The organism is Ochrobactrum sp. A-1 (genome assembly GCF_022488005.1).
Lineage (GTDB): Bacteria > Pseudomonadota > Alphaproteobacteria > Rhizobiales > Rhizobiaceae > Brucella.
This window is the reverse complement of record NZ_JAKVQC010000007.1, coordinates 1,734,038-1,752,536: the sequence shown is the minus strand read 5'-3', so window position 1 is coordinate 1,752,536 and position 18,499 is coordinate 1,734,038. Positions and strand designations below refer to the sequence as shown.

The following is an 18,499-nucleotide window of genomic DNA, read 5'->3' as shown; positions in this document are numbered from 1 at the left end:
CCGGCGGCGTCTGCACAAATACACGAAACGTCAGTTGGCAAGCCAGCCTTCACGCTTCAGCACGGCCGTTACCGCTGTTTCATCGTTCTTGATAAAGGATAAGAGTTCATTACCGCTCATATAGGCGGCGGATTGCGAACTATCGGCAAGATACTTCGCCCATTCAGGTGTCTCGACAACCTTCTTGAGTACGCCTGCATAGTAATCAACCACGTCCTGATCGACGCCTGCAGGAAGCCAAACGGTGCGTGGCATGGAGTAATTTTCGATTGCGATCCCTGCTTCCTTGCAGGTCGGGATGTCGCTCCATCCCATATCGCCAGCAACCTTGCCGTCACTCTTGAGTTTTTCACCCTTGAAGACGCAAAGCGGCTTCACCATGCCCGCCTGCCATTGACCGAGGTTCTCACTCGGATTGTTGACATTGGCCGCAATGTGCTCGCCCGCGAGCTGAACAGCGGCTTCGCCACCGCTTTTGAACGGGATATAGCCGAGTTTCGAACCCGTGGCATCGTTGATCATGGATGTCAAAATCTGGTCAACGTCTTTGGACTGACTGCCGCCAACCTTCATGCCCGCATCAACTTTCGCTTTGGCGATAAACTCTGCGGCTGTCTTGAAGTCAGACTTTCCGTTGATCCAAAGAATGAATTCGTCCGAAGCAAGCGCCGAAACAGGGAGCAGATCTTCCGATTTATAAGGAACTTTGGCGCGCACTGGCAAAAGGTAGGCGTTGTTCGTACCGAAAGCGAGCTTGTATGGATCGCCCTTATAGCCAGCAGTATAGACAAACCCCTCCGCCCCGCCTGCGCTGCCCTTGTTTGTGACGACGATTGGCGCACTCATCAGGTCATATTTGCCGATGATCGACGGATTGTACGCGCGAAAATATCCGTACCGCCGCCCGGCCCGGCTGTCACGACAAACTCGACTGGCCGTGTCGGCTCGAATGCCAGGGCAGATGATGCGATTACTGCCACGCCTGCTGCCAGGCATGCGATATGTAGAGACTTCTTCATGGTCTATCCTCCCAGTTAAGCGGCACGGGCCTCCCCCCATGCCGATAGTGTCAAAATGTCGAAAATCAGGCAGCGTCTGAAAGTGCAGCCGCTCTTTTCGCCATTCGTGCCGCGAGCAGGATTGCTTCGCGCGTGGCCCCCACGTCGGCGATGCCCTTCCCGGCAATATCGTAGGCAGTGCCATGGGCGGGCGTGCAGAGCGGGAACGGCAATCCGCCCATCATTGTCACGCCTTTGTCGAAGCCCATCAGCTTCATCGCGATCTGACCCTGATCGTGATACATGGTCAGCACCGCCTGAAAGCCATCCTTCAGAACACGCAGGAACACTGTGTCAGCTGGGAACGGACCATCGACATCGAACCCCTTGGTCTTCGCTGCCTTGACGGCAGGTTCAATGATGTCGATTTCTTCCATGCCAAAGCTGCCGCCGTCGCCAGCATGTGGATTGAGCCCAGCCACTGCAATCTTCGGATTGTCATATCCCGCCTTCTTCAAGCACATCCAGGCCAGTTCCAGCTCGGCGAGAATTCCTTCAACAGTCAGGGTCGAGGCCACATCCTTGAGCGGAATATGCGACGTCACGCGCGCGTTCCAGACTTTCTCCAGAACGTTGAACTCACGCACCTTGCCTGTGAAGCTCAGCACATCGGCAACAAAGCGGATTTCGTCGTCGTAACCCGGATAGGCAAACCGCATGGCCTGCTTGTTGAACGGCGTAAAGCAAACAGCCTGCGCATGTCCGGCATCGGCAAATTTCAACGCAGTACGAAAGTTCTGAGTTGCAAAAGTTCCGCCGACCAACGTGGCTTCACTACGCACAACATCCTTCGGATCGAGATTTTTCAAGTCAACGAAGACGTGCTTGCCGACCGGCATGTTGGGCGCATTTTCGAGAGTAGAATTCTGCAGATCAAGCTCAACACCCGCTATACGCGCACCTTCGTCCAGAACGCGGCGATCACCAAAGACGATGATATGCGCTTCTTTTCTGACATCCGGCAAAGCGAGGAGACGCGCCGTCAGCTCGGGACTGACACCGGCTGGATCCCCCATTGCAAGCGCAATTACGCTCGGTTCAGCGCCAGTAACGGTCATTAGCATCCTCCTCGTCTGCATTCTGTATGCAGCATGCATATGACAGCCCCACGCATGACGCAAGCATTTTGTATTCTGTATGCAGCATTTTATATTGACGGTTGAGGGCAGGCCAGCCATCTTCGCCTCAAACGGTGAGGTGAGGATTCGAGCTCACTCTTTGAGAAAAAGGCCGATGGACGAAATTCAAAAAAACGAACAAGCCGAAAACGGCTCACAAGCGTTCCGCCGTACTGCCTTGCACGACATGCTCGTCAATCATCTGCGCGACATGATTATCGAAGGGCAGCTAGAACCTGGCACGCGTCTGCATGAAGGCCAGCTCGGGGAGCAGCTCGGCGTATCCCGCACACCGCTACGTGAGGCGATCAAGTATCTGGCCAGCGAAGGACTGGTCGAGCTTGTTCCAAGTCGGGGCGCCGTTGTGAAGCGATTCAGTGCCGCCGACGTGAAAGACATGCTCACAGTCCTGCGCACTCTGGAAGAACTTGCCGGAAAGCTCGCCTGCGAGCTGGCGTCCGACAAGGAAATTGCTGAGGTTCGTTCACTGCACGATGAAATGATCGAGCGCTACAAGCATGCTGACCGACTGCAATATTACAAACTGAACCAGCAGATTCATCTCGCCATCGTTCGTCTGGCCAAAAACCCCACGCTGGCAGACATTCACCAAATGCTGCAGACACGATTGAAACGAATCCGTTTCGTCGGCCACGAAGGCACCGAAAAATGGGCGGCGGCTGTATCAGAGCACCAAGAAATGATCGAGGCGCTGGAAGCCCGCGACGCGACCCGACTGTCTGAAGTATTGGGACGCCATTTGACCAAGGCATGGGAGCGCGTACGCGATTCGATGTAAAGGCATCAGACGTCTCGTTTTGTCTATCCGCCGCTATCGGCCAGATCATTGTTTGATCGAAAACATCAGATGAACTCTACCTCAATCCAATCGGATCGCGTTATAGATAGGCTGTGAACTTTTTTGCTTATCTGATGTATCGGTGCAGACTATGGAACTGAAATGGCTTGAAGATTTCGTCAGTCTTGCAGAACACAGGAGCTATTCTCGCGCGGCAGGTGACCGCAATATCACGCAGTCTGCCCTCAGCAAGCGCATCAAGCAACTGGAAGACTGGATTGGCCTCCCCCTGATCGACCGCTCTTCGAATCCTATTGGCTTGACGAAGGCGGGAGAGTGTTTTCTCCCGCGAGCACACGATGCTCTTGAAATGCTGCTTACCGCCCGTAAGACCGTCAGCGAAGGTTATAGCGCATCGTGGGAAATCGTTTCTTTTGCTACACTCAACACGCTGTCACTCACATTCTTTCCGCACTGGATGGCGCAGATTGAAGCCTCCGGCGCGTCATTCCGTGCCCGTTTTGCCGATCCGCACTCATCATTCGTCGGAAATATTTCCACGCTTGTCAGCGGGCATTGCGACTTCTTCCTGACTTATGCGCATCCGGCAGTTCCGCAGATGGATGATCTTGGCGGTTATCCGTTTTTGGCACTGGGCACCGAGAGGGTCATCCCTGTATCCGCTCCTGCGCCGAATGGACAAGCCCTACATAGCTTGAAGGAAAAGTCGCTACCAATCGACTTCCTCAGCTATCGAGGCAATTCGTTCTTTTCTCTCGCTCTGCCCTGGCTGTTTGAGAAACATGGTTTCGAATTGAATACGGTCTATGAAAACGGAATGTCTGTTGCGCTCAAGGCAATGGCGGTCTCCGGACATGGGGTTGCATGGATACCGGAAAGCCTTGTCGACGATGAACTCAAGCGTGGCGTGCTCGTCCGCGCCGGTGAAACAAACACCGATCTGTTGATTGAAATCCGCGTTTACCGAACAGCCCAATTCAGGAACAAGCAGGCGGAACTCTTCTGGCGCCGTGCCTCGCAACTGGTTGCCCAGAAAAATGGCCACAACGCCGGAAGTCTTGCGCCGAGTTAAGACATCAAGGCCGGGTGAAAAGTGCCGCAACAGCTTGCAGGTTCTCTGCATCGTCAAGATCACGCAAATCCCGATAGATCTGATCTGCTGCCGGAATCACCGCACAACAATCAAGAAATTTTCGCGTCCGGTCATCTGCGCTAAACGGTTGCTGCAGAGTACCAACGGCGAAGCTGCGCGACGCCTGCAAAACACGTCCGTTTTTCAGTGTAACGGTTGCGACATGCGGCAGCTTTTCCACTGATGCCCGTTCTTCCTCCATCGAATAACTTCGCATGGCGATAACATCGAGCAATGGATCGTCCCGGAAAGCACCCACGGCCTCTGGGGTAAAATCTGCAAGTGCCAGATGTCCCTGCCGCAGGGCGCGTGCGACGCAATATTGCATGGAAAAGCGTGCCTGCATCTGGTCGTCCGGCTGCATATAGGCAAGATTGCGATAGTTCGCGATCCCAACCAACGTATCTACAGCTACAACATCCTCGGCATCAAACCGGTGTTCTTCCTTAAGATCAAGCAACGCGTCGACGATCATATGGGTGGACCCACAGCAAGGATGCCGTTTCGGCATGACACCGGCCGTTTCGATTACATGCGCCTTATCCGTGAGGATATCTTCGATAATCCAACCGAGACGTGGGTCCCCTGCAAATAACTCACGAATACCCTGCTCCCCTTCCAGAATATCGTGCCGGGCCTCCATTCCGGCTTTTGCGAGCAATGCAGCCTCAACAGCATTGCGCGCGGCCATGCCTGCATGAAACGGCTTGATCAGCGTGCCGAACTGACCTTTCGTGCCGGATGCGAAACTGGCAGCGATAGTGATCGCCTGTGTGGTCGTCGCGATGTCGAGACCGAGCATATGAGCCGTGGCGACAGCCGTGCCAATACTCCCCACCGTTGAGGTGCCGTGCCAGCCAGCTGTGTAATGTGCCTGTCCCAGGCCCTCGCCTACCAGGGCCTGTGCCTGCAGTCCTGCCAGATAGGCGTCAATCAGACGCCCCCCTGCGGTTTCATCCAGATCGGTCAGTGCCAAGATAGCGGGCACGATCACCGCCGAGGCATGACTCATGCCGGGCAGGAAATTATCGTCGAAATCGAGCGCATGCGCTGCTGTAGCATTGACCAGTGCAGCGAACATCGGGCTGCCTGTTTTTCCCGCAACCAACAAAGCAGTTCCGCCAGCGCTGAATTCTGCAAAGGCTTTCGCAACACTTTTCGTGCTGACATCGTCACGACCTGCCACCATACAGGCCAACGTATCTAAAATGGCGTCACGCGCCAGTGTCCGCGCATTGGCGCTCACCACTGGTTTTGCACATGCCGAAGCAATCGCGAGTGCGACTGTCACCTTTTCCCACTGCATGACATTACCCCTGAAAAGCATCCAGAATGAGCTTCAAGAGACGCCCGAACTTGTGCCGGTTCAGCTGACGACCAGCAACGTCCGTATCCACACGATGCACGATCACCATGTCGAGCGCGGGCAATACGATACAGAAATGGCCGCCGGCACCGAAACCTGCATAGCTGCCATTCGGTGTCACCACACCGGGGAAAAACACGCCGTCTCGCTCCAGCCACCACATATAGCCATAAGCGCCACGTGCACCGGCATGAGAGTAAGGCATCACACATTCCTGCGCCCACCCCTCAGGTAGAACGGGTGCACCATTCCAGCGACCATTGCGCAGATAAAGCTGACCGAAGCGCGCCAGATCGCGTGTCGACAGACGGAACGGGTAAGCGGCGTGTCGGCTTTCCATAAAACGGTCATGCCAGCCGTCTGGATTGTCACCGTCGAGTCTAAAATCCTCAAGGCCAAGCGGTCTTGCGATACGCTCATCGAAAGCCTGGTGTACGGTCTTGCCGGTCAACTGCTCGAAAATAGTACCTAGTGCGTTGAAATCCCAGTTGTTATAGCACCAGAAGGTGCCTGGTGCATGGGAATGACGCTTTTCCTTGATCATCCGCATCCACGGGGTCTCGTAGCCCGCGGGATGATAAATGCCGGAGCGCGCGGTCAGGAGATCATAAACCGTCGCCTGCTTCTCAACTTCGCTCAAGCCTTCATTGTCATCAATGCCTAGCTGCTCCAACGTCAGGCTGAGATCAATGGTGCCATCGGCTACATCCTGTCCCATCATCGCTGCAAGAATACTCTTGCGGATGGAGTGGCAGAGATATTTGTGCGTGATGTCGCCATATGTGTGGACGATCTTGTTGCCCTGAACGATCATCAGCGCATCGGTTTCCTGGCTGTCGGCACAAGCATCGACGGCGCCCAGTCCAGCTTCAGACCAGCCCGCCGCAGCGGGGCTTTTCAGACGTTCCCATTCCTGTCCCGGATTGGCCACCGAATGATAGTTCATACTCGTATTTCCCTAGACTGATTATGTGCAACAGCTTCCACACTGGCATGCAGGAACTCCTGCGTGTATTCGGCTTTGGCGCGCGAATGGCGCAGATCGTCCGCCGTCAATTCTTCCAGAATGATGCCCTTGTGCATGACCCCGACACGCTCGCAGATATGCGCCACCACGGCGAGATCGTGCGAAACCATGAGGTATGTGAGATTTCGCTCGCGGCGCAGCACCTTTAGCAGATTGAGAATTTCCGCCTGCACGGAAACATCGAGCGCGGATGTCGGCTCATCGAGAAGCAGCACGTCCGGTTCGATGATAAGTGCACGTGCTATGGCGACACGCTGGCGCTGGCCACCGGACAATTCATGTGGATAGCGATAGAGAAAGCTCGGACCGAGACCCACCGCTTGCAATACGTCGCGAACTCGCTCGTCCTTGCGGTCCATGCCGTGAATGGCAAGCGATTCCGCCAACACCTTATGCACCTGCTTACGTGGGTGCAGCGAGGCATATGGGTCTTGAAACACCATCTGCACGCGACGGAAAAATGCTTTATCGCGTTCGCCGCCCATCTTCCGTCCGTCAAAGCTGAAGTTGCCTTGATAATGCGGGATGAGACCGGCAAGAGCGCGCAGGATCGTGGATTTGCCGCAACCGGATTCACCGATCAGACCATAGGCCTCGCCGCGTTCGATATGAAATTTCACCTTCCTGACGACGGCGGCCCGCTTGCGCCCCTTGCCGAAGCTGATGGAAAGGTCCGAGACATCCACAAATGGAAAACTGACTGCATGTATCATGAGTTTCCTCCCACCAGCGTCGGCTCGGTCAGCCAGCTTTTGTCGCGTTCCGGCACCTTCAGCATATCGACCGGATGGTCGAGCCGCGGCAGGCTGGCCAGCAGTGCCTGCGTATAGGGGTGGCGCGCCTTGTGCAGCTCCTTCGCCGGCAGATCTTCCATGATACGCCCCGCATACATGACCAGTACCCGATCGCAGAAATCGGCAACCAGGTTGAGATCATGGCTGATGAACATCAGCCCGGTGCCTGAACGGCTGACCAGCTCATCGAGAATTGTCAAAACTTGGCGCCGCACGGTCACGTCGAGCGCGGAAGTCGGCTCGTCGGCAATAATCATGTCCGGTTCGGGAATCAGCATCATCGCGATCATTACACGCTGCCCCATGCCGCCGGAAATTTCGTGCGGGAACAGACGCATGACACGTTCGGGATCGCGAATATGCACGGCCTCGAGCATGGCAATTGTCTTCTGTCGCGCCTCTGCCGATTTCACCCGATGGTGTATCCGATAGGCTTCCATGATCTGATCGCCGATACGGATCAGCGGGTTTAGTGAGTATTTCGGGTCCTGGAGAATCATCGAAATGCGGTTGCCCCGCACGCTGCGCATCTGGCGCTCGCTGGCTGACAGCAGGTCAATCTCGCCGAAACGCAGGCGCTTGGCACGAATCTGCGCCGTCTTTGGTGTGAGTTTGAGAATCGAGCGCCCGGTCATCGATTTGCCGGAGCCGGATTCACCTACGATGCCGACTTTTTCGCGCCCGATGGAAAAGCTGATGCCGCGAACGACATCGATGTTGCGATCAGCACCGGGAAAAGACACCCACAGATCATCGACTTCAAGCAATGGTTTTGTCATTGATCTTATCCGTTTCTAGGGTCGAGGACATCGCGCAAGCCGTCACCGAACAGGTTGAATGCAAGGCTCGCAAGCAGGATTGCGGTGCCCGGCACAGCGGCAAGCCACCAAGAGGTCATCATAAATTCACGACCACTGGACAACATCGCGCCCCATTCCGGGCTTGGCGGCTGTGCACCAAGGCCGAGAAAGCCGAGGCCCGCAGCGGTTAGGATGATCGACGACATGTTAAGTGTGATGCGGATCACCACCGAGGGTATGCACATCGGCACGACATGCTTCGCAATGACCCGCATGGCGGAAGCCCCCTGCAGACGGATGGCGGCCACATAATCCGACGAGCGGATCGTCAATGTCTCGGCACGGGCAAGACGCGCAATGGGTGGCCACGCAGCGAGCGAAATGGCTATGACGGCATTCTCGATGCCCGGCCCGAGTGCTGCGGCAAAGGACAGCGCAAGCACAAGACTGGGAAAGGCAAGAAAGATGTCGACGATGCGCATCAGCGCCGTATCGACCCAGCCGCCCATATAGCCCGCGGTGGTGCCAACGACGAGACCGATAGGTGCAGCGATGACGGCGGTCAGCGTTACGATGTAGAGTGTGATGCGCGAACCATAGACAAGGCGACTGAAAATATCGCGACCCAGTTCGTCTGTACCGAAGAAATGGCCCCATGACGGTGGTTGGAGCCGATTGGCGAGATTGTTGGCACCGATGTCGTGTGTTGCGATCAGGGGCGCGAAAATCGCCACCAGAACCAGAAGGACGATGACCGCAAGACCAAAGACAGCGGATGTGTTGGCCATCAGCTTGAACCAGGACCGGCGCAATTGCTGTATATTGGCCTGAAAGGCAGAAGTGGGTACGGGAGCGGTCAGCCAGGCCCGCAGGGAACTGGAAGTTCGCGCCGGCGACGTGCTGGTGTGCGTGTTCATCGGCAGTTTCCTATCGTGTGCGGGGATCGAAGACGCGATACAGAAGATCGCTGATCAGGTTGATACCGACGAAAAGAATGCCGACGATAAGCGTACAGCCGACCACTGCGTTCATGTCACCAGCCAGAAGTGCATTGGTGAGGTAACGCCCGAAGCCCGGCCATGCGAACACTGTCTCGGTCAGCACCGCACCTTCCAGCAGGAAAGCATAGGACAGCGCCACAACCGTCACGACCTGAACCGCAACATTGCGGAAGGCATGGCCCCAGACGGTACGCGCCCAGGACAACCCCTTGACGCGTGCTGTGATAATATATTCCTGATTGAGTTGCTCGATCATGAAACCGCGCGTCATGCGGCTGATATAGGCCATCGAGCCGAATGCGAGGATCAGCGCGGGCATGATGATATGGCTTACGGCGTTCCCAAAAGCATCCCACTGGCCCTGCATCGCGCTGTCGAGAAGCAGGAAGCCGGTCGTCGGTTCGACGGAATATTCGTAAATGAAGTCTATCCGACCCGGCCCACCAATCCAGCCCAGCGTGGCATAGAAAATCAGCAGCGCCATCAAGCCGAGCCAGAAATTCGGCGTGGAATAGCCAAGCAAACTGACCATACGCACGGTATGATCTAGAGGCGAATTGCGGTACATGGCAGAGAAAACACCGAGCGGAATGCCCAGCGCGGTTCCGATGACGATAGCCACAGTCGCCAGTTCGATGGTGGCCGGGAAGACGCGTGCAATATCTTCCAGCACCGGACGACCAGAAGTCAGCGCGTTGCCGAAATCGAACATCAGCGCGTTCTTAAGATAGAGGCCATATTGCACGATCAATGGCTGGTCGAGCCCCAGCTTTCTATACATCGTGTCATAGGCTTCCTGGGACACATTATCGCCCAGCATCGCGATGACCGGATCAAGTGGCAAAAGGCGGCTGATGAAAAAGGTCAGCGTGATCAGCCCCAGAAGCGTAATTGCCACTGAAACGACCAGACGCGCGGTGGCGGCGAGAAACTGAAGTACGGGTCCGGCCTCCCGATCGTGGTCCACCGCCTCCACATCTTCAATGATTTCGTGCGTCGTCATCTGCAAATTCCCGAAAGAGAAAAACGGGATGCCCGGTCCGGGTCGCGAAGCGAACCACAGGCGACCATGCGGTCATCCATTGAAACGATGTGCACCCAACCACTTTGAGAGAAGCCGCCGGGTGCGTAATTCCCGTTATTTAGCGGCCAGATCGTAGTAGACGCGGAAGCCGTTCCAGCTCCAGTTCTTTATGGCCTTGTTGACACCGGCGACATTGTAAATCTGGAAAATGAAGGCATGCGGCCCCTTCTCCATCATCTCTTTCTGCAGATCGATATACATCTGCTTGCGCGTGGCCTCATCCTTCTCGAACAGGGCAGCGTCAACTTCCTTGTTCACGGCTTCGTTGAAATAGCTCGCGCGCCAGCTCGGATACATGGTCTGCTTGGCTTCAGCCCGGTTGTCGGGATTGAATATCTGACGCGAAGCATTGCCATGCGCGTCCGGAACAGTCGTCTGCCAGCCCATCAGCGAAGTCTGGAACTCACGGCCACGGATACGGCTGAACAATTGCGCATTGGCCATGCGTTCGATCTTGATCTTCACACCTATCTTGGCGGCCGCGTCCTGAATACTCTGGGCAATCGGAGCGGCATAAGGCGCGGTACTGATGAACATCGTCGTCTCGAAGCCCTTCTCGTAACCGGCTTCCTTCAGCAGTTCGCGAGCCTTTTCGACATCAAGTTTGAAGGGCTGCCCTTCCTTCTCGTCCAGCGCGCCGAAAGCACCGAGCTGCACGAAACTTGCACGCGGCACGCCGACATTGTTGATGACCGTCTTGCCGAGGCCCTCATAGTCAATGAGATAGCGCATCGCGAGGCGCACCTTCTCATTGGCGAAGATTGGATCGGCATTGTTGAAGTTCCAGTAGAACAGCGAAGGCTTCAGCGAGCGTGAGGCGGTCACCTTGTCCTGAGTTTCCAGATCGCGCAGATCTTCCGGCGTCAGGTCACGGGCGATGTCGATATCGCCCTTTTCGAGCAACAGTCGCTGAGTTCCCGCTTCAGAAACATGGCGGATCAACACCTGCTTAAGCTTCGGCGCTTCACCCCAATAATTGTCGGTCGCCTGTAGGATAACTACTTCAGCCGGGTTCCACCGCATCAACTTGTAGGGGCCAACGCATTCCGACCGGGTGGCCAGATATTTGTTACCCATGTCATTATCGACCTGGTTCTGCATCAACACCTTCTGGTTCAGAAGGCTGGCAACACGGTTGGCGGCGATCGCTGCCAGGATGAGATTGACCGGATAAGGTTTGTCCAGCTTGAACACGACTGTGTTGTCGTCCGGCGCCGAAATGGTCTGATCCACATTGTCCTTGGTGAAACCGTATTCTGTCAGCGTCGCTGCGTTGCCGAAACCGAGCTTGACCGCGCGCTGGAGCGACCACGCCATATCACCCGCCGTCGCCTTGTCGCCATTGTCGAACTTCAGGTCATCGCGCATGTGGAATGTGATCTGCAACCCGTCTTGCGACACCTCCCAGCTTTTGGCAAGTTGCGGCACGATCTTGGTCTCGTCAGCCGGATCGAAATCGACCATGGGATCGCAGATATTCTGGATAATTTCATTGGTCGCGGCTTCGCCGATCTGCGCCGGATCAAAAGTGCTGATGGCGTCGATATTCCAGGCCATGACGAGTGCGTTCGGCGGTGAGGCGGCTTCGGCGGTGAACGTCACGGCGCCCATACCGGCGGCAAGCGCGAGCGCCGTGGTGCGGCGCAGGATGGTTGTCTTCTGTTTTTGCATTGTTATCCCCTTTTATGGTTGGGCATTTTCGAAAGGTGCCGCGCGCGGACGCAGGGCACGAAATGCATACTCTTAGCCAGTCAATCGGCCGGACGCGGCTGCAGCGGCGGGTTGACTTCCGGCGGGATCGGGCAGGTATAGGGCGTCTTTGCCGTGCGAGCTTTGTGATCGGCTTTGGCGTCGTTCAGAATCTTCTCATTTTGAAGAACATCGAGTGCCGTACCCGCCATTACCTTCGCAGCATAGACCATGCCCTTATGAGCAGCCGGCATCTTGCCTTGCGCGGTGATCTGCCAGGAATGGCCCGGCGAACCGATGGCGTGCGTTGCCACGCGTGCCTGAACAGTCGGCACGACCCAGCTCACATCGCCCAGATCAGTGGAGCCGATCATCGGTACGCCCTTCTGTTCGCGCGGCAGCACGTAGTCGCAAAGCGGTTCGTTTTCCGCCAAAGGCTGGCCGACACGCAGATAGTCGGTTTCGATGTCTTCTTTCGAAAGAGTCGACTGTATCTCCGCTGCAAAGGCACGGTCCGCATCATCAAACGGCACGCCGCCCAAACGCTCCATGTTCGAATGCATCGCGATTTCCAGTGGCGTATTGCCCAGCAGGTTCGAGACCGCGCTCATGATGGAGATATTGACGGTCGTTTCCGTCATCATTGCTGCGCCCGCCGCAACCTTCTTCACCCGATCATTGAGGGCGAACATGCCCGGCAGATCAGCGGCGCGGATGGCGTAGCGCACCTTGGCCTTGGCTTGCACGACGTTCGGCGCGATGCCACCCGCATTGAGATAAGCATAGTGAAGACGGCAATCGGACGGGATATGCTCGCGCAGATAGTTGCAACCGACACTCATCAGTTCCGCCGCATCCAGAGCCGAACGCCCTAGATGCGGTGCCGCAGCAGCGTGGGAGGCCCTTCCGGTGAATTCGAAATCCATCCGGGTATTGGCAAGCGATTGGGCGTCATCGACCTGCGTAAACGAAGCCGGGTGCCAGCAGATGGCAATATCGACATCGTTGAAAGCGCCCGCTCGCGCCATGAAAGACTTGGCCGCGCCGCCTTCTTCTGCAGGACAACCATAGTAGCGCACGCGACCCTTCTTGCCGGTCTTTTCCAGCCAATCCTTGACCGCCGTCGCAGCCAGAATGGCAGCGGAGCCCAGAAGATTGTGGCCGCAACCATGACCATGTCCCGTACCGGGGATCGGACGCGGCTCTGCTATGCCCGCTTCCTGACTAAGGCCTGGCAGCGCATCATATTCACCAAGAATGGCGATGACTGGTCCTCCCTCACCCGCCTCGCCCATGACGGCGGTAGGGATGCCAGCCACGTTTTCGGTGATGCGGAAACCCTGTGCCTTTAACATTTCGGTGTGCTCTGCACAGGACTTGTATTCGGTATAGGCGATCTCGGGCATCCCCCAGACACGATCGCTCAAGGCTTCAAAATCAGCCTTCTTCGCATCCACTAGATCCCAGATCTCTTCACCATTCTTCACGGCGTACTCTCCCAACAATGCTTTTAAAGATTCTCGTCGATGAAACGGGCAAGCGCGCCAAACACGCGGCGACGATTTTCGATACGCGCAAAGCCATGGCCTTCGTGCGGCACGCGCAGATACTCGATGGGCTTGCCGAGGCCGCGTAAGCAGGAATAGACCATCTCGCTCTCGCACGGGGTGACGCGCGGGTCCTCCAGACCATGTGCTACCATCAATGGTGCTGCGATATTTCCGATGCTGTTGATGGGCGAGAATCGCTCCAACTCATCGCGCATGGTTTCGGCATCACCATATTCAACAGCGCGCAGCTCCTTGCGCCATGGCCCCGTCGTCTGCAACAAGGTGAGAAAATTGGCGATCCCGTAATATTCGACGCCAAGCTTCCACAGATCGGGGTATTCGGTCATGGCCGACAAGACCATGAAACCACCATAGGAGCGACCGAATACACCGATACGGTTTGCATCAACATCGCTGCGTGCCGCGACCGCCATGCGTACCGCCTTGAGATCAGCAACGCTGTTCATGCGTAATTCGCGATCATCCAGGTGTTGGTAGGCGCGGCCATATCCCGTGCTGCCGCGAACATTTGGCGCGATGACCATGATGCCTTGCGCCAGCATGTACTGAATGTCCGCACGAAAATCCGGCTTCCACTGGGCTTCAGGACCGCCATGTACGATTATCATCACCGGATAACCATCGAGACTTGCAGCAGGCTCCGGCTTGTAGACGAAATAAGGAATCTCCAAACCGTCAAAGCTTACCGCACTTGTCACTATCGGTTCGAGGAAAGCCGGTAATTTAACCTTGGCCTTTGGTGCGTCTGTCAGGCGCGTGAAAGCACCGCTTTCAACATCGCAGCGCCAGATGTCGCTTGACGTCGCAGCACCTTCCACAGGCATGATCAGTGACGTGCCATCCGGCGTCCACGCGATCGAAGCAACGACCCCGGTAACCGGCATCACTAGCTGTTTCAGTACAGCTCCACCGCGGCCGACCAGAACCACATCGTTCCAGCCTTGACGGTTCAGGACGAGTGCTATCCTGTTTTGATCGGGTGAGATTGCAAGCGCTTCGACATCCTGCCCTTCGAAGGTCGCAAGTTCAGTCAGCGATGCCGCGTCACGCGGCTTTACCATGACCGAGAGATACTCGCGTTCCTGATCGGCAATCAACAGAATGCCGGAACCATCCTTGAAGAATTTCGGCGCCTGATAGCGCGCCCGGCCTTCATGCGGCAGAATGTTTTCATAAACGCCTGTTTCGAGATCGAGACGGCAAAAATCCTGATCCGTCATGGCACGCCGGCAATCATTGACCAGAAGCGACTTGCCATCGGGCGCAAAAGCGGCGGGAGTGCGCCAACCGATACCCTTGTAGACACATTTGGTCTCGCCAGTTGCAACGGTCATCACATGAATGTCCATGTGCGATCGATCGCGATAATTGGCACCATAGGCGATCTGCGCGCCGTCCGGCGACCAGCAACCCCAGGCATGCACCACCGTAGTATCGGTGGTGAGGAGACGTGGCTCACCTTCGGCGTTTTCGATCAACCAGAGCTGATTACGCTCATCCCCCCCCCAGTCGGTAGTGATAAGCAGATCACGGCTCTTCGGATTGAAGGCAAGATTGCCGACCGGTTCCGGCAGATTGGTGATCTGGCGTGGCACGCCGCCCGCAAGCGGACGCCCCCAGACCTGCGCCGTGCCGCTTTCATCGCTGAGATAGACCAGAAGCTCACCGTCCGGCGAGACGACGGGCTTTACGGCCTTGCAGATATCGATGTAGTGCGTCATCGAAAGCGATGTATCGGCGGTCTTTGTATCGAACATCGAACTGTCCTCAATTCCAAGCATTGAACGTGTGGGCTTACCTCAATTGCCGCGCCAGCCGGGCTGATGCGGCGGTCAGTGCATCAGCCATCGGGCCAATTGTCGACTGATGATTGGCAAGCGTGACGATGGTGAAATTCGCTTCCGGCCAAGCTTCCTTGAGTTTCCACGCCGTCATCATCGGAGTGACGGTATCGTAGCGCGCCTGCACAATTTCAGCGGGAAGGTGGTGGATACGATCGATATTATCGATGAGATAATTGTCCGGGAGGAAAGCCTGGTTGACGCAATAGTGCGTAAAAATGCGTGATACGGCCAAAGCCGCTTCCGGCTTCAGAAGCTTGGAAACGTGGTCCGTGTCCGGTTCGAAGGTCTGCGTGCGCGCCGAGAACCCGCGCAGGCTCTGGGCCGCTTCCTGTTCTTGTACGGGATCGCCCGAGGTGAGCCGCTTATAATAAGCGGTAAGTAGATCGCTACGTTCGCTTGTAGGCACGAATTCGGCAAATTTCTGCCAGTGGTCTGGAAAAATGGCCCGGCAGCCATGGAACCACCAGTCGACATCCTCCTGCCCCCCCAGAAATATGCCGTGCAGCCGAAAGCCGAGGCAACGCTGCGGATGCGCGATGCCATAAGCAAGCGAAAGACACGATCCCCAAGAGCCGCCGGCCACAAGCCAGCGCTCAATACCCAGTTTTTCGCGCAGGGCTTCCATATCCGCGATCAGATGCTGTGTGGTGTTTTCAGCAATTTCAGCGAGAGGGGTGGAACGTCCCGCGCCGCGCTGATCGAAGGTAATGACACGATAGGTGTCCAGATCGAAACTGGCAATCTGTGCAGCCGAGACGCCCGCACCGGGACCGCCGTGCAGAAAGACAGCAGGGATACCTTTCGGATTGCCATATTCCAAAACGGAAAGCTCATGTATGTTGCTGACTTGCAAACGGAACTCATGCGTCGGCTGAGCGGCGCTTGACGCCCCAACGGCGCTGCTTTGCAGTTTCAAATCATTGATTTGCTGTGCCTTTTCGCCAGAAGGGTAAATCTTCCCCTTCGGAATGCACTTGGCTTCCGTCATTCATTTCCCCATTTTTGTGCGCTCGTTTGAAAGGCGCGCCAGTCATCGTTGCCCGGAGCTGATCTTCTCGCTTTTTCAAAAGCTTAAAGAAAAGCTGAGGAGCATTCTCCCTTGACTGTCAGTTTTGTTATTTGAAATTTATAGGCAGCAAATTTGGGCGTTGGCCAATGCAATTTTAGACTTGCCATTCCAATCTGGAATACGTGTCTATACGCGGCCATATCGTTGGCAGCCTGTCTTTACGGGATTGGATAATACTGATCCCGTAATATGTCCGGGGCAAACTTTGCCAAGCATCGTGGCAAAGAGATTTATGGCGTATGGAGCCAATCCCCCATACGCATATGGACAACCGTTTCAAGAAAATAGAGCTGACAACGTCTTGGCAAGCTCTGAAATTTCAAGCAAATACTTCAATCCCAACCATAGATGCCGGTATGAATCTCACCATCTGCACCGCACCACGCACGATACATGCCCGGACTGTTGAACGGCAGACAGACATTGCCGTTGCGGTCCACCGCAACGAGGCCGCCAGAACCGCCGATTTCACCAAGCTCGCGGACAACAACTCCAGCCGCTTCGCTGAGCGTTTGCCCGGCCCAGCGCATCCGCGCATCTACTTCGTGGCCTACCGCCCAGCGGATGAAATATTCTCCGTGACCTGTGGCGGAAAGCGCAACCGTCTGGTCGTCAGCCCAGGTTCCAGCGCCGATGACCGGACTGTCGCCAACACGTCCCGGCGTCTTGGCCGTCATGCCACCCGTGGATGTTGCTGCAGCCAGATGCCCGAAACTATCCAGCGCAACAGCACCTACAGTCCCGTGCTTGCGGGCTGGATCGCCATCGTCGGCTGCGCCACTGCGACGACGCTCCATTTCGTCATGCAATGCCTTGCGGCGCTGTTCCGTCGAGAACCATTCCGGTGCCATCATTTCCAGACCGGCAGCTTCGCAAAACCGCTTCGCCCCTTCGCCTGCAAAGAACACGTGTTCGGTCTGCTCCATAACCGCACGTGCCGCCAGAATAGGGTTGCGTGGTCCGCAAATTCCAGAAATTGCACCACATGCCCGAGTTGCGCCATCCATGATGGCAGCATCCATCTCATGCGTTTCGTCGGCGGTGAAAACAGCTCCTCGCCCGGCGTTAAAAAGCGGATTTTCTTCCAGAGCAATCACAGATGCCGTCACAGCATCGATAGCTTTGCCACCTTTACGTAAGACGTCCAGTCCAGCCTGCAGGCATTCACGCAGGCCAGCGTGATAGGCGGCCTCTTTCTCCGGCGTCATATTGGCCTTGAGAATAGTTCCAGCGCCGCCGTGCAACGCAATTACGGGTACAAATTCGGACATTTTAACTCACTGTTGAAGACGTTATCACGGACTGGAATGACGTGAAGACCTATACGAACTATCGAAATGTATCAGCCAGTTTTGACTGGTTCGTTTCGTTCTGCGTATTTTCAAGTTCCCTTGGAAGAGGCGCGCTTGAGCAACGCAGATGCATCTCGCGAACGAAAATTTTCCGCCGCTTCTCGTCGTTCTCTTTTATTGCCGCCGCGATACCCAGCCCATATGGACCGATGAGAAGTCCAGGAGCTAGATCAGAAGCTTTCGTTTCTCTGGCCTCATAGTTCGTGGCCTCCGCACGAATTTCTTCGCACTGCGGCGACTGCCATTTGGGATCCTGCGTTGAAAGCGAAGCTGCATAATTCTGCGGCGATGTCGTGCATCCAACCAAAGTCAATGACAGCAGGCAAACACACCCCACCGCTAAACGCTCTAATACCATTTTATTCCGTTTCTCCGTGCGACAAGCTCCATATGCGAAGCCACCGCTCTATTCTGAAATATTGCTATTACCTGCAAGTATTGCATCTGCGGCCAACCCACCTGCCATGCGGTATTCATCCGACCACTCTTCGTCATCAAAGACGCAAAGTGCAACTGTCGCGCATCGCTGCCTCTCCCTAAGGATAGCGAGCGCGATCACATCGACGGGTACAACTTTTTCGTTCGCTTCGGAGACTTCCAGCCACAAATTTCTGGCGGCATCTTCGATATCACGGGGAAATTCCATGCCGTTCGCCTCTTCACGTGGTTCAATGCGCAAAATTTCAGCTCGTCGAATCGCACGCACTTACCCGCTATTTCTATCGTTTCACAATTCAAAACATCAGGCACTTCTCAACAATGCCGCATTGAGCG

Annotated in this window: 16 protein-coding genes and 1 pseudogene; 2 read left to right on the top strand and 15 right to left on the bottom strand. The window is 55.8% G+C overall.

Features of this window, described 5'->3' with window-relative positions; translation table 11 throughout:
- Nucleotides 1-30 precede the first annotated feature (30 nt).
- A pseudogene (locus tag MKS82_RS26515) lies at nt 31-1,019 on the bottom strand (Bug family tripartite tricarboxylate transporter substrate binding protein).
- Between the two features lie 65 nt (nt 1,020-1,084).
- Nucleotides 1,085-2,116 carry a 4-hydroxythreonine-4-phosphate dehydrogenase PdxA gene (locus tag MKS82_RS26510; protein ID WP_109986893.1) on the bottom strand — a complete coding sequence of 344 codons (1,032 nt, stop codon included), beginning with the start codon at nt 2,114-2,116 and terminating at the stop codon, nt 1,085-1,087.
- A 175-nt stretch (nt 2,117-2,291) separates the two neighbouring features.
- Between MKS82_RS26510 and MKS82_RS26505 the strand changes: the two genes are divergently transcribed.
- Both MKS82_RS26505 and MKS82_RS26500 read left to right on the top strand, forming a co-directional pair.
- Nucleotides 2,292-2,975, top strand: a complete 684-nt coding sequence (locus MKS82_RS26505) for a GntR family transcriptional regulator (protein WP_109986892.1) — start codon at nt 2,292-2,294, stop codon at nt 2,973-2,975.
- Between the two features lie 151 nt (nt 2,976-3,126).
- Nucleotides 3,127-4,068 carry a LysR family transcriptional regulator gene (locus tag MKS82_RS26500; RefSeq protein WP_109986891.1) on the top strand — a complete coding sequence of 314 codons (942 nt, stop codon included), beginning with the start codon at nt 3,127-3,129 and terminating at the stop codon, nt 4,066-4,068.
- Nucleotides 4,069-4,072: 4 nt separating this feature from the next.
- Here MKS82_RS26500 and MKS82_RS26495 read toward each other — a convergent pair whose 3' ends face one another.
- The 13 genes from MKS82_RS26495 to MKS82_RS26435 form a co-directional block, all read right to left on the bottom strand.
- Entirely contained in the window at nt 4,073-5,434 is a 1,362-nt protein-coding gene (locus MKS82_RS26495) for an MmgE/PrpD family protein (RefSeq protein ID WP_109986941.1), read from the bottom strand.
- Nucleotides 5,435-5,438: 4 nt separating this feature from the next.
- The gene (locus MKS82_RS26490) at nt 5,439-6,440 is read right to left on the bottom strand and encodes a serine hydrolase domain-containing protein (RefSeq protein WP_109986890.1); all 1,002 of its coding nucleotides are present in this window, start codon (nt 6,438-6,440) and stop codon (nt 5,439-5,441) included.
- A complete protein-coding gene (locus tag MKS82_RS26485) occupies nt 6,437-7,234 on the bottom strand; it encodes an ABC transporter ATP-binding protein (RefSeq protein WP_109986889.1) in 798 nt (265 codons plus the stop codon). The genes MKS82_RS26490 and MKS82_RS26485 overlap by 4 nt, the downstream gene beginning before the upstream one ends.
- Complete coding sequence (locus tag MKS82_RS26480; protein ID WP_109986888.1) at nt 7,231-8,094, bottom strand: ABC transporter ATP-binding protein; 864 nt, start codon at nt 8,092-8,094, stop codon at nt 7,231-7,233. The genes MKS82_RS26485 and MKS82_RS26480 overlap by 4 nt, the downstream gene beginning before the upstream one ends.
- 5 nt (nt 8,095-8,099) lie before the next feature.
- Nucleotides 8,100-9,032, bottom strand: a complete 933-nt coding sequence (gene nikC / locus MKS82_RS26475; protein ID WP_109986887.1) for a nickel transporter permease — start codon at nt 9,030-9,032, stop codon at nt 8,100-8,102.
- Between the two features lie 10 nt (nt 9,033-9,042).
- Complete coding sequence (locus MKS82_RS26470; RefSeq protein WP_109986886.1) at nt 9,043-10,119, bottom strand: ABC transporter permease; 1,077 nt, start codon at nt 10,117-10,119, stop codon at nt 9,043-9,045.
- Between the two features lie 135 nt (nt 10,120-10,254).
- Nucleotides 10,255-11,871, bottom strand: coding sequence for an ABC transporter substrate-binding protein (locus tag MKS82_RS26465; protein ID WP_109986885.1), 1,617 nt, complete (start codon nt 11,869-11,871; stop codon nt 10,255-10,257).
- A gap of 80 nt (nt 11,872-11,951) precedes the next feature.
- Nucleotides 11,952-13,376, bottom strand: coding sequence for a M20 family metallopeptidase (locus MKS82_RS26460; RefSeq protein WP_240579476.1), 1,425 nt, complete (start codon nt 13,374-13,376; stop codon nt 11,952-11,954).
- 23 nt (nt 13,377-13,399) lie between these two features.
- Entirely contained in the window at nt 13,400-15,217 is a 1,818-nt protein-coding gene (locus tag MKS82_RS26455; protein WP_240579475.1) for a S9 family peptidase, read from the bottom strand.
- 37 nt (nt 15,218-15,254) lie between these two features.
- Nucleotides 15,255-16,292, bottom strand: a complete 1,038-nt coding sequence (gene pip, locus MKS82_RS26450; RefSeq protein ID WP_109986882.1) for a prolyl aminopeptidase — start codon at nt 16,290-16,292, stop codon at nt 15,255-15,257.
- 413 nt (nt 16,293-16,705) lie between these two features.
- Nucleotides 16,706-17,644, bottom strand: coding sequence for an isoaspartyl peptidase/L-asparaginase family protein (locus MKS82_RS26445; RefSeq protein WP_109986881.1), 939 nt, complete (start codon nt 17,642-17,644; stop codon nt 16,706-16,708).
- 58 nt (nt 17,645-17,702) lie between these two features.
- Nucleotides 17,703-18,083 carry a hypothetical protein gene (locus tag MKS82_RS26440; protein WP_109986880.1) on the bottom strand — a complete coding sequence of 127 codons (381 nt, stop codon included), beginning with the start codon at nt 18,081-18,083 and terminating at the stop codon, nt 17,703-17,705.
- 48 nt (nt 18,084-18,131) lie between these two features.
- The gene (locus tag MKS82_RS26435) at nt 18,132-18,371 is read right to left on the bottom strand and encodes a hypothetical protein (RefSeq protein ID WP_109986879.1); all 240 of its coding nucleotides are present in this window, start codon (nt 18,369-18,371) and stop codon (nt 18,132-18,134) included.
- Nucleotides 18,372-18,499: the final 128 nt, after the last annotated feature.

What these genes read in the sequence shown, in the direction of transcription:
- MKS82_RS26510 (WP_109986893.1), bottom strand. Translation starts at nt 2,116, where the DNA reads ATGACCGTTACTGGCGCTGAACCGAGCGTAATTGCGCTTGCAATGGGG.
- MKS82_RS26505 (WP_109986892.1), top strand. Translation starts at nt 2,292, where the DNA reads ATGGACGAAATTCAAAAAAACGAACAAGCCGAAAACGGCTCACAAGCG.
- MKS82_RS26500 (WP_109986891.1), top strand. Translation starts at nt 3,127, where the DNA reads ATGGAACTGAAATGGCTTGAAGATTTCGTCAGTCTTGCAGAACACAGG.
- MKS82_RS26495 (WP_109986941.1), bottom strand. Translation starts at nt 5,434, where the DNA reads ATGCAGTGGGAAAAGGTGACAGTCGCACTCGCGATTGCTTCGGCATGT.
- MKS82_RS26490 (WP_109986890.1), bottom strand. Translation starts at nt 6,440, where the DNA reads ATGAACTATCATTCGGTGGCCAATCCGGGACAGGAATGGGAACGTCTG.
- MKS82_RS26485 (WP_109986889.1), bottom strand. Translation starts at nt 7,234, where the DNA reads ATGATACATGCAGTCAGTTTTCCATTTGTGGATGTCTCGGACCTTTCC.
- MKS82_RS26480 (WP_109986888.1), bottom strand. Translation starts at nt 8,094, where the DNA reads ATGACAAAACCATTGCTTGAAGTCGATGATCTGTGGGTGTCTTTTCCC.
- nikC (WP_109986887.1), bottom strand. Translation starts at nt 9,032, where the DNA reads ATGAACACGCACACCAGCACGTCGCCGGCGCGAACTTCCAGTTCCCTG.
- MKS82_RS26470 (WP_109986886.1), bottom strand. Translation starts at nt 10,119, where the DNA reads ATGACGACGCACGAAATCATTGAAGATGTGGAGGCGGTGGACCACGAT.
- MKS82_RS26465 (WP_109986885.1), bottom strand. Translation starts at nt 11,871, where the DNA reads ATGCAAAAACAGAAGACAACCATCCTGCGCCGCACCACGGCGCTCGCG.
- MKS82_RS26455 (WP_240579475.1), bottom strand. Translation starts at nt 15,217, where the DNA reads ATGTTCGATACAAAGACCGCCGATACATCGCTTTCGATGACGCACTAC.
- pip (WP_109986882.1), bottom strand. Translation starts at nt 16,292, where the DNA reads ATGACGGAAGCCAAGTGCATTCCGAAGGGGAAGATTTACCCTTCTGGC.
- MKS82_RS26445 (WP_109986881.1), bottom strand. Translation starts at nt 17,644, where the DNA reads ATGTCCGAATTTGTACCCGTAATTGCGTTGCACGGCGGCGCTGGAACT.
- MKS82_RS26440 (WP_109986880.1), bottom strand. Translation starts at nt 18,083, where the DNA reads ATGGTATTAGAGCGTTTAGCGGTGGGGTGTGTTTGCCTGCTGTCATTG.
- MKS82_RS26435 (WP_109986879.1), bottom strand. Translation starts at nt 18,371, where the DNA reads ATGGAATTTCCCCGTGATATCGAAGATGCCGCCAGAAATTTGTGGCTG.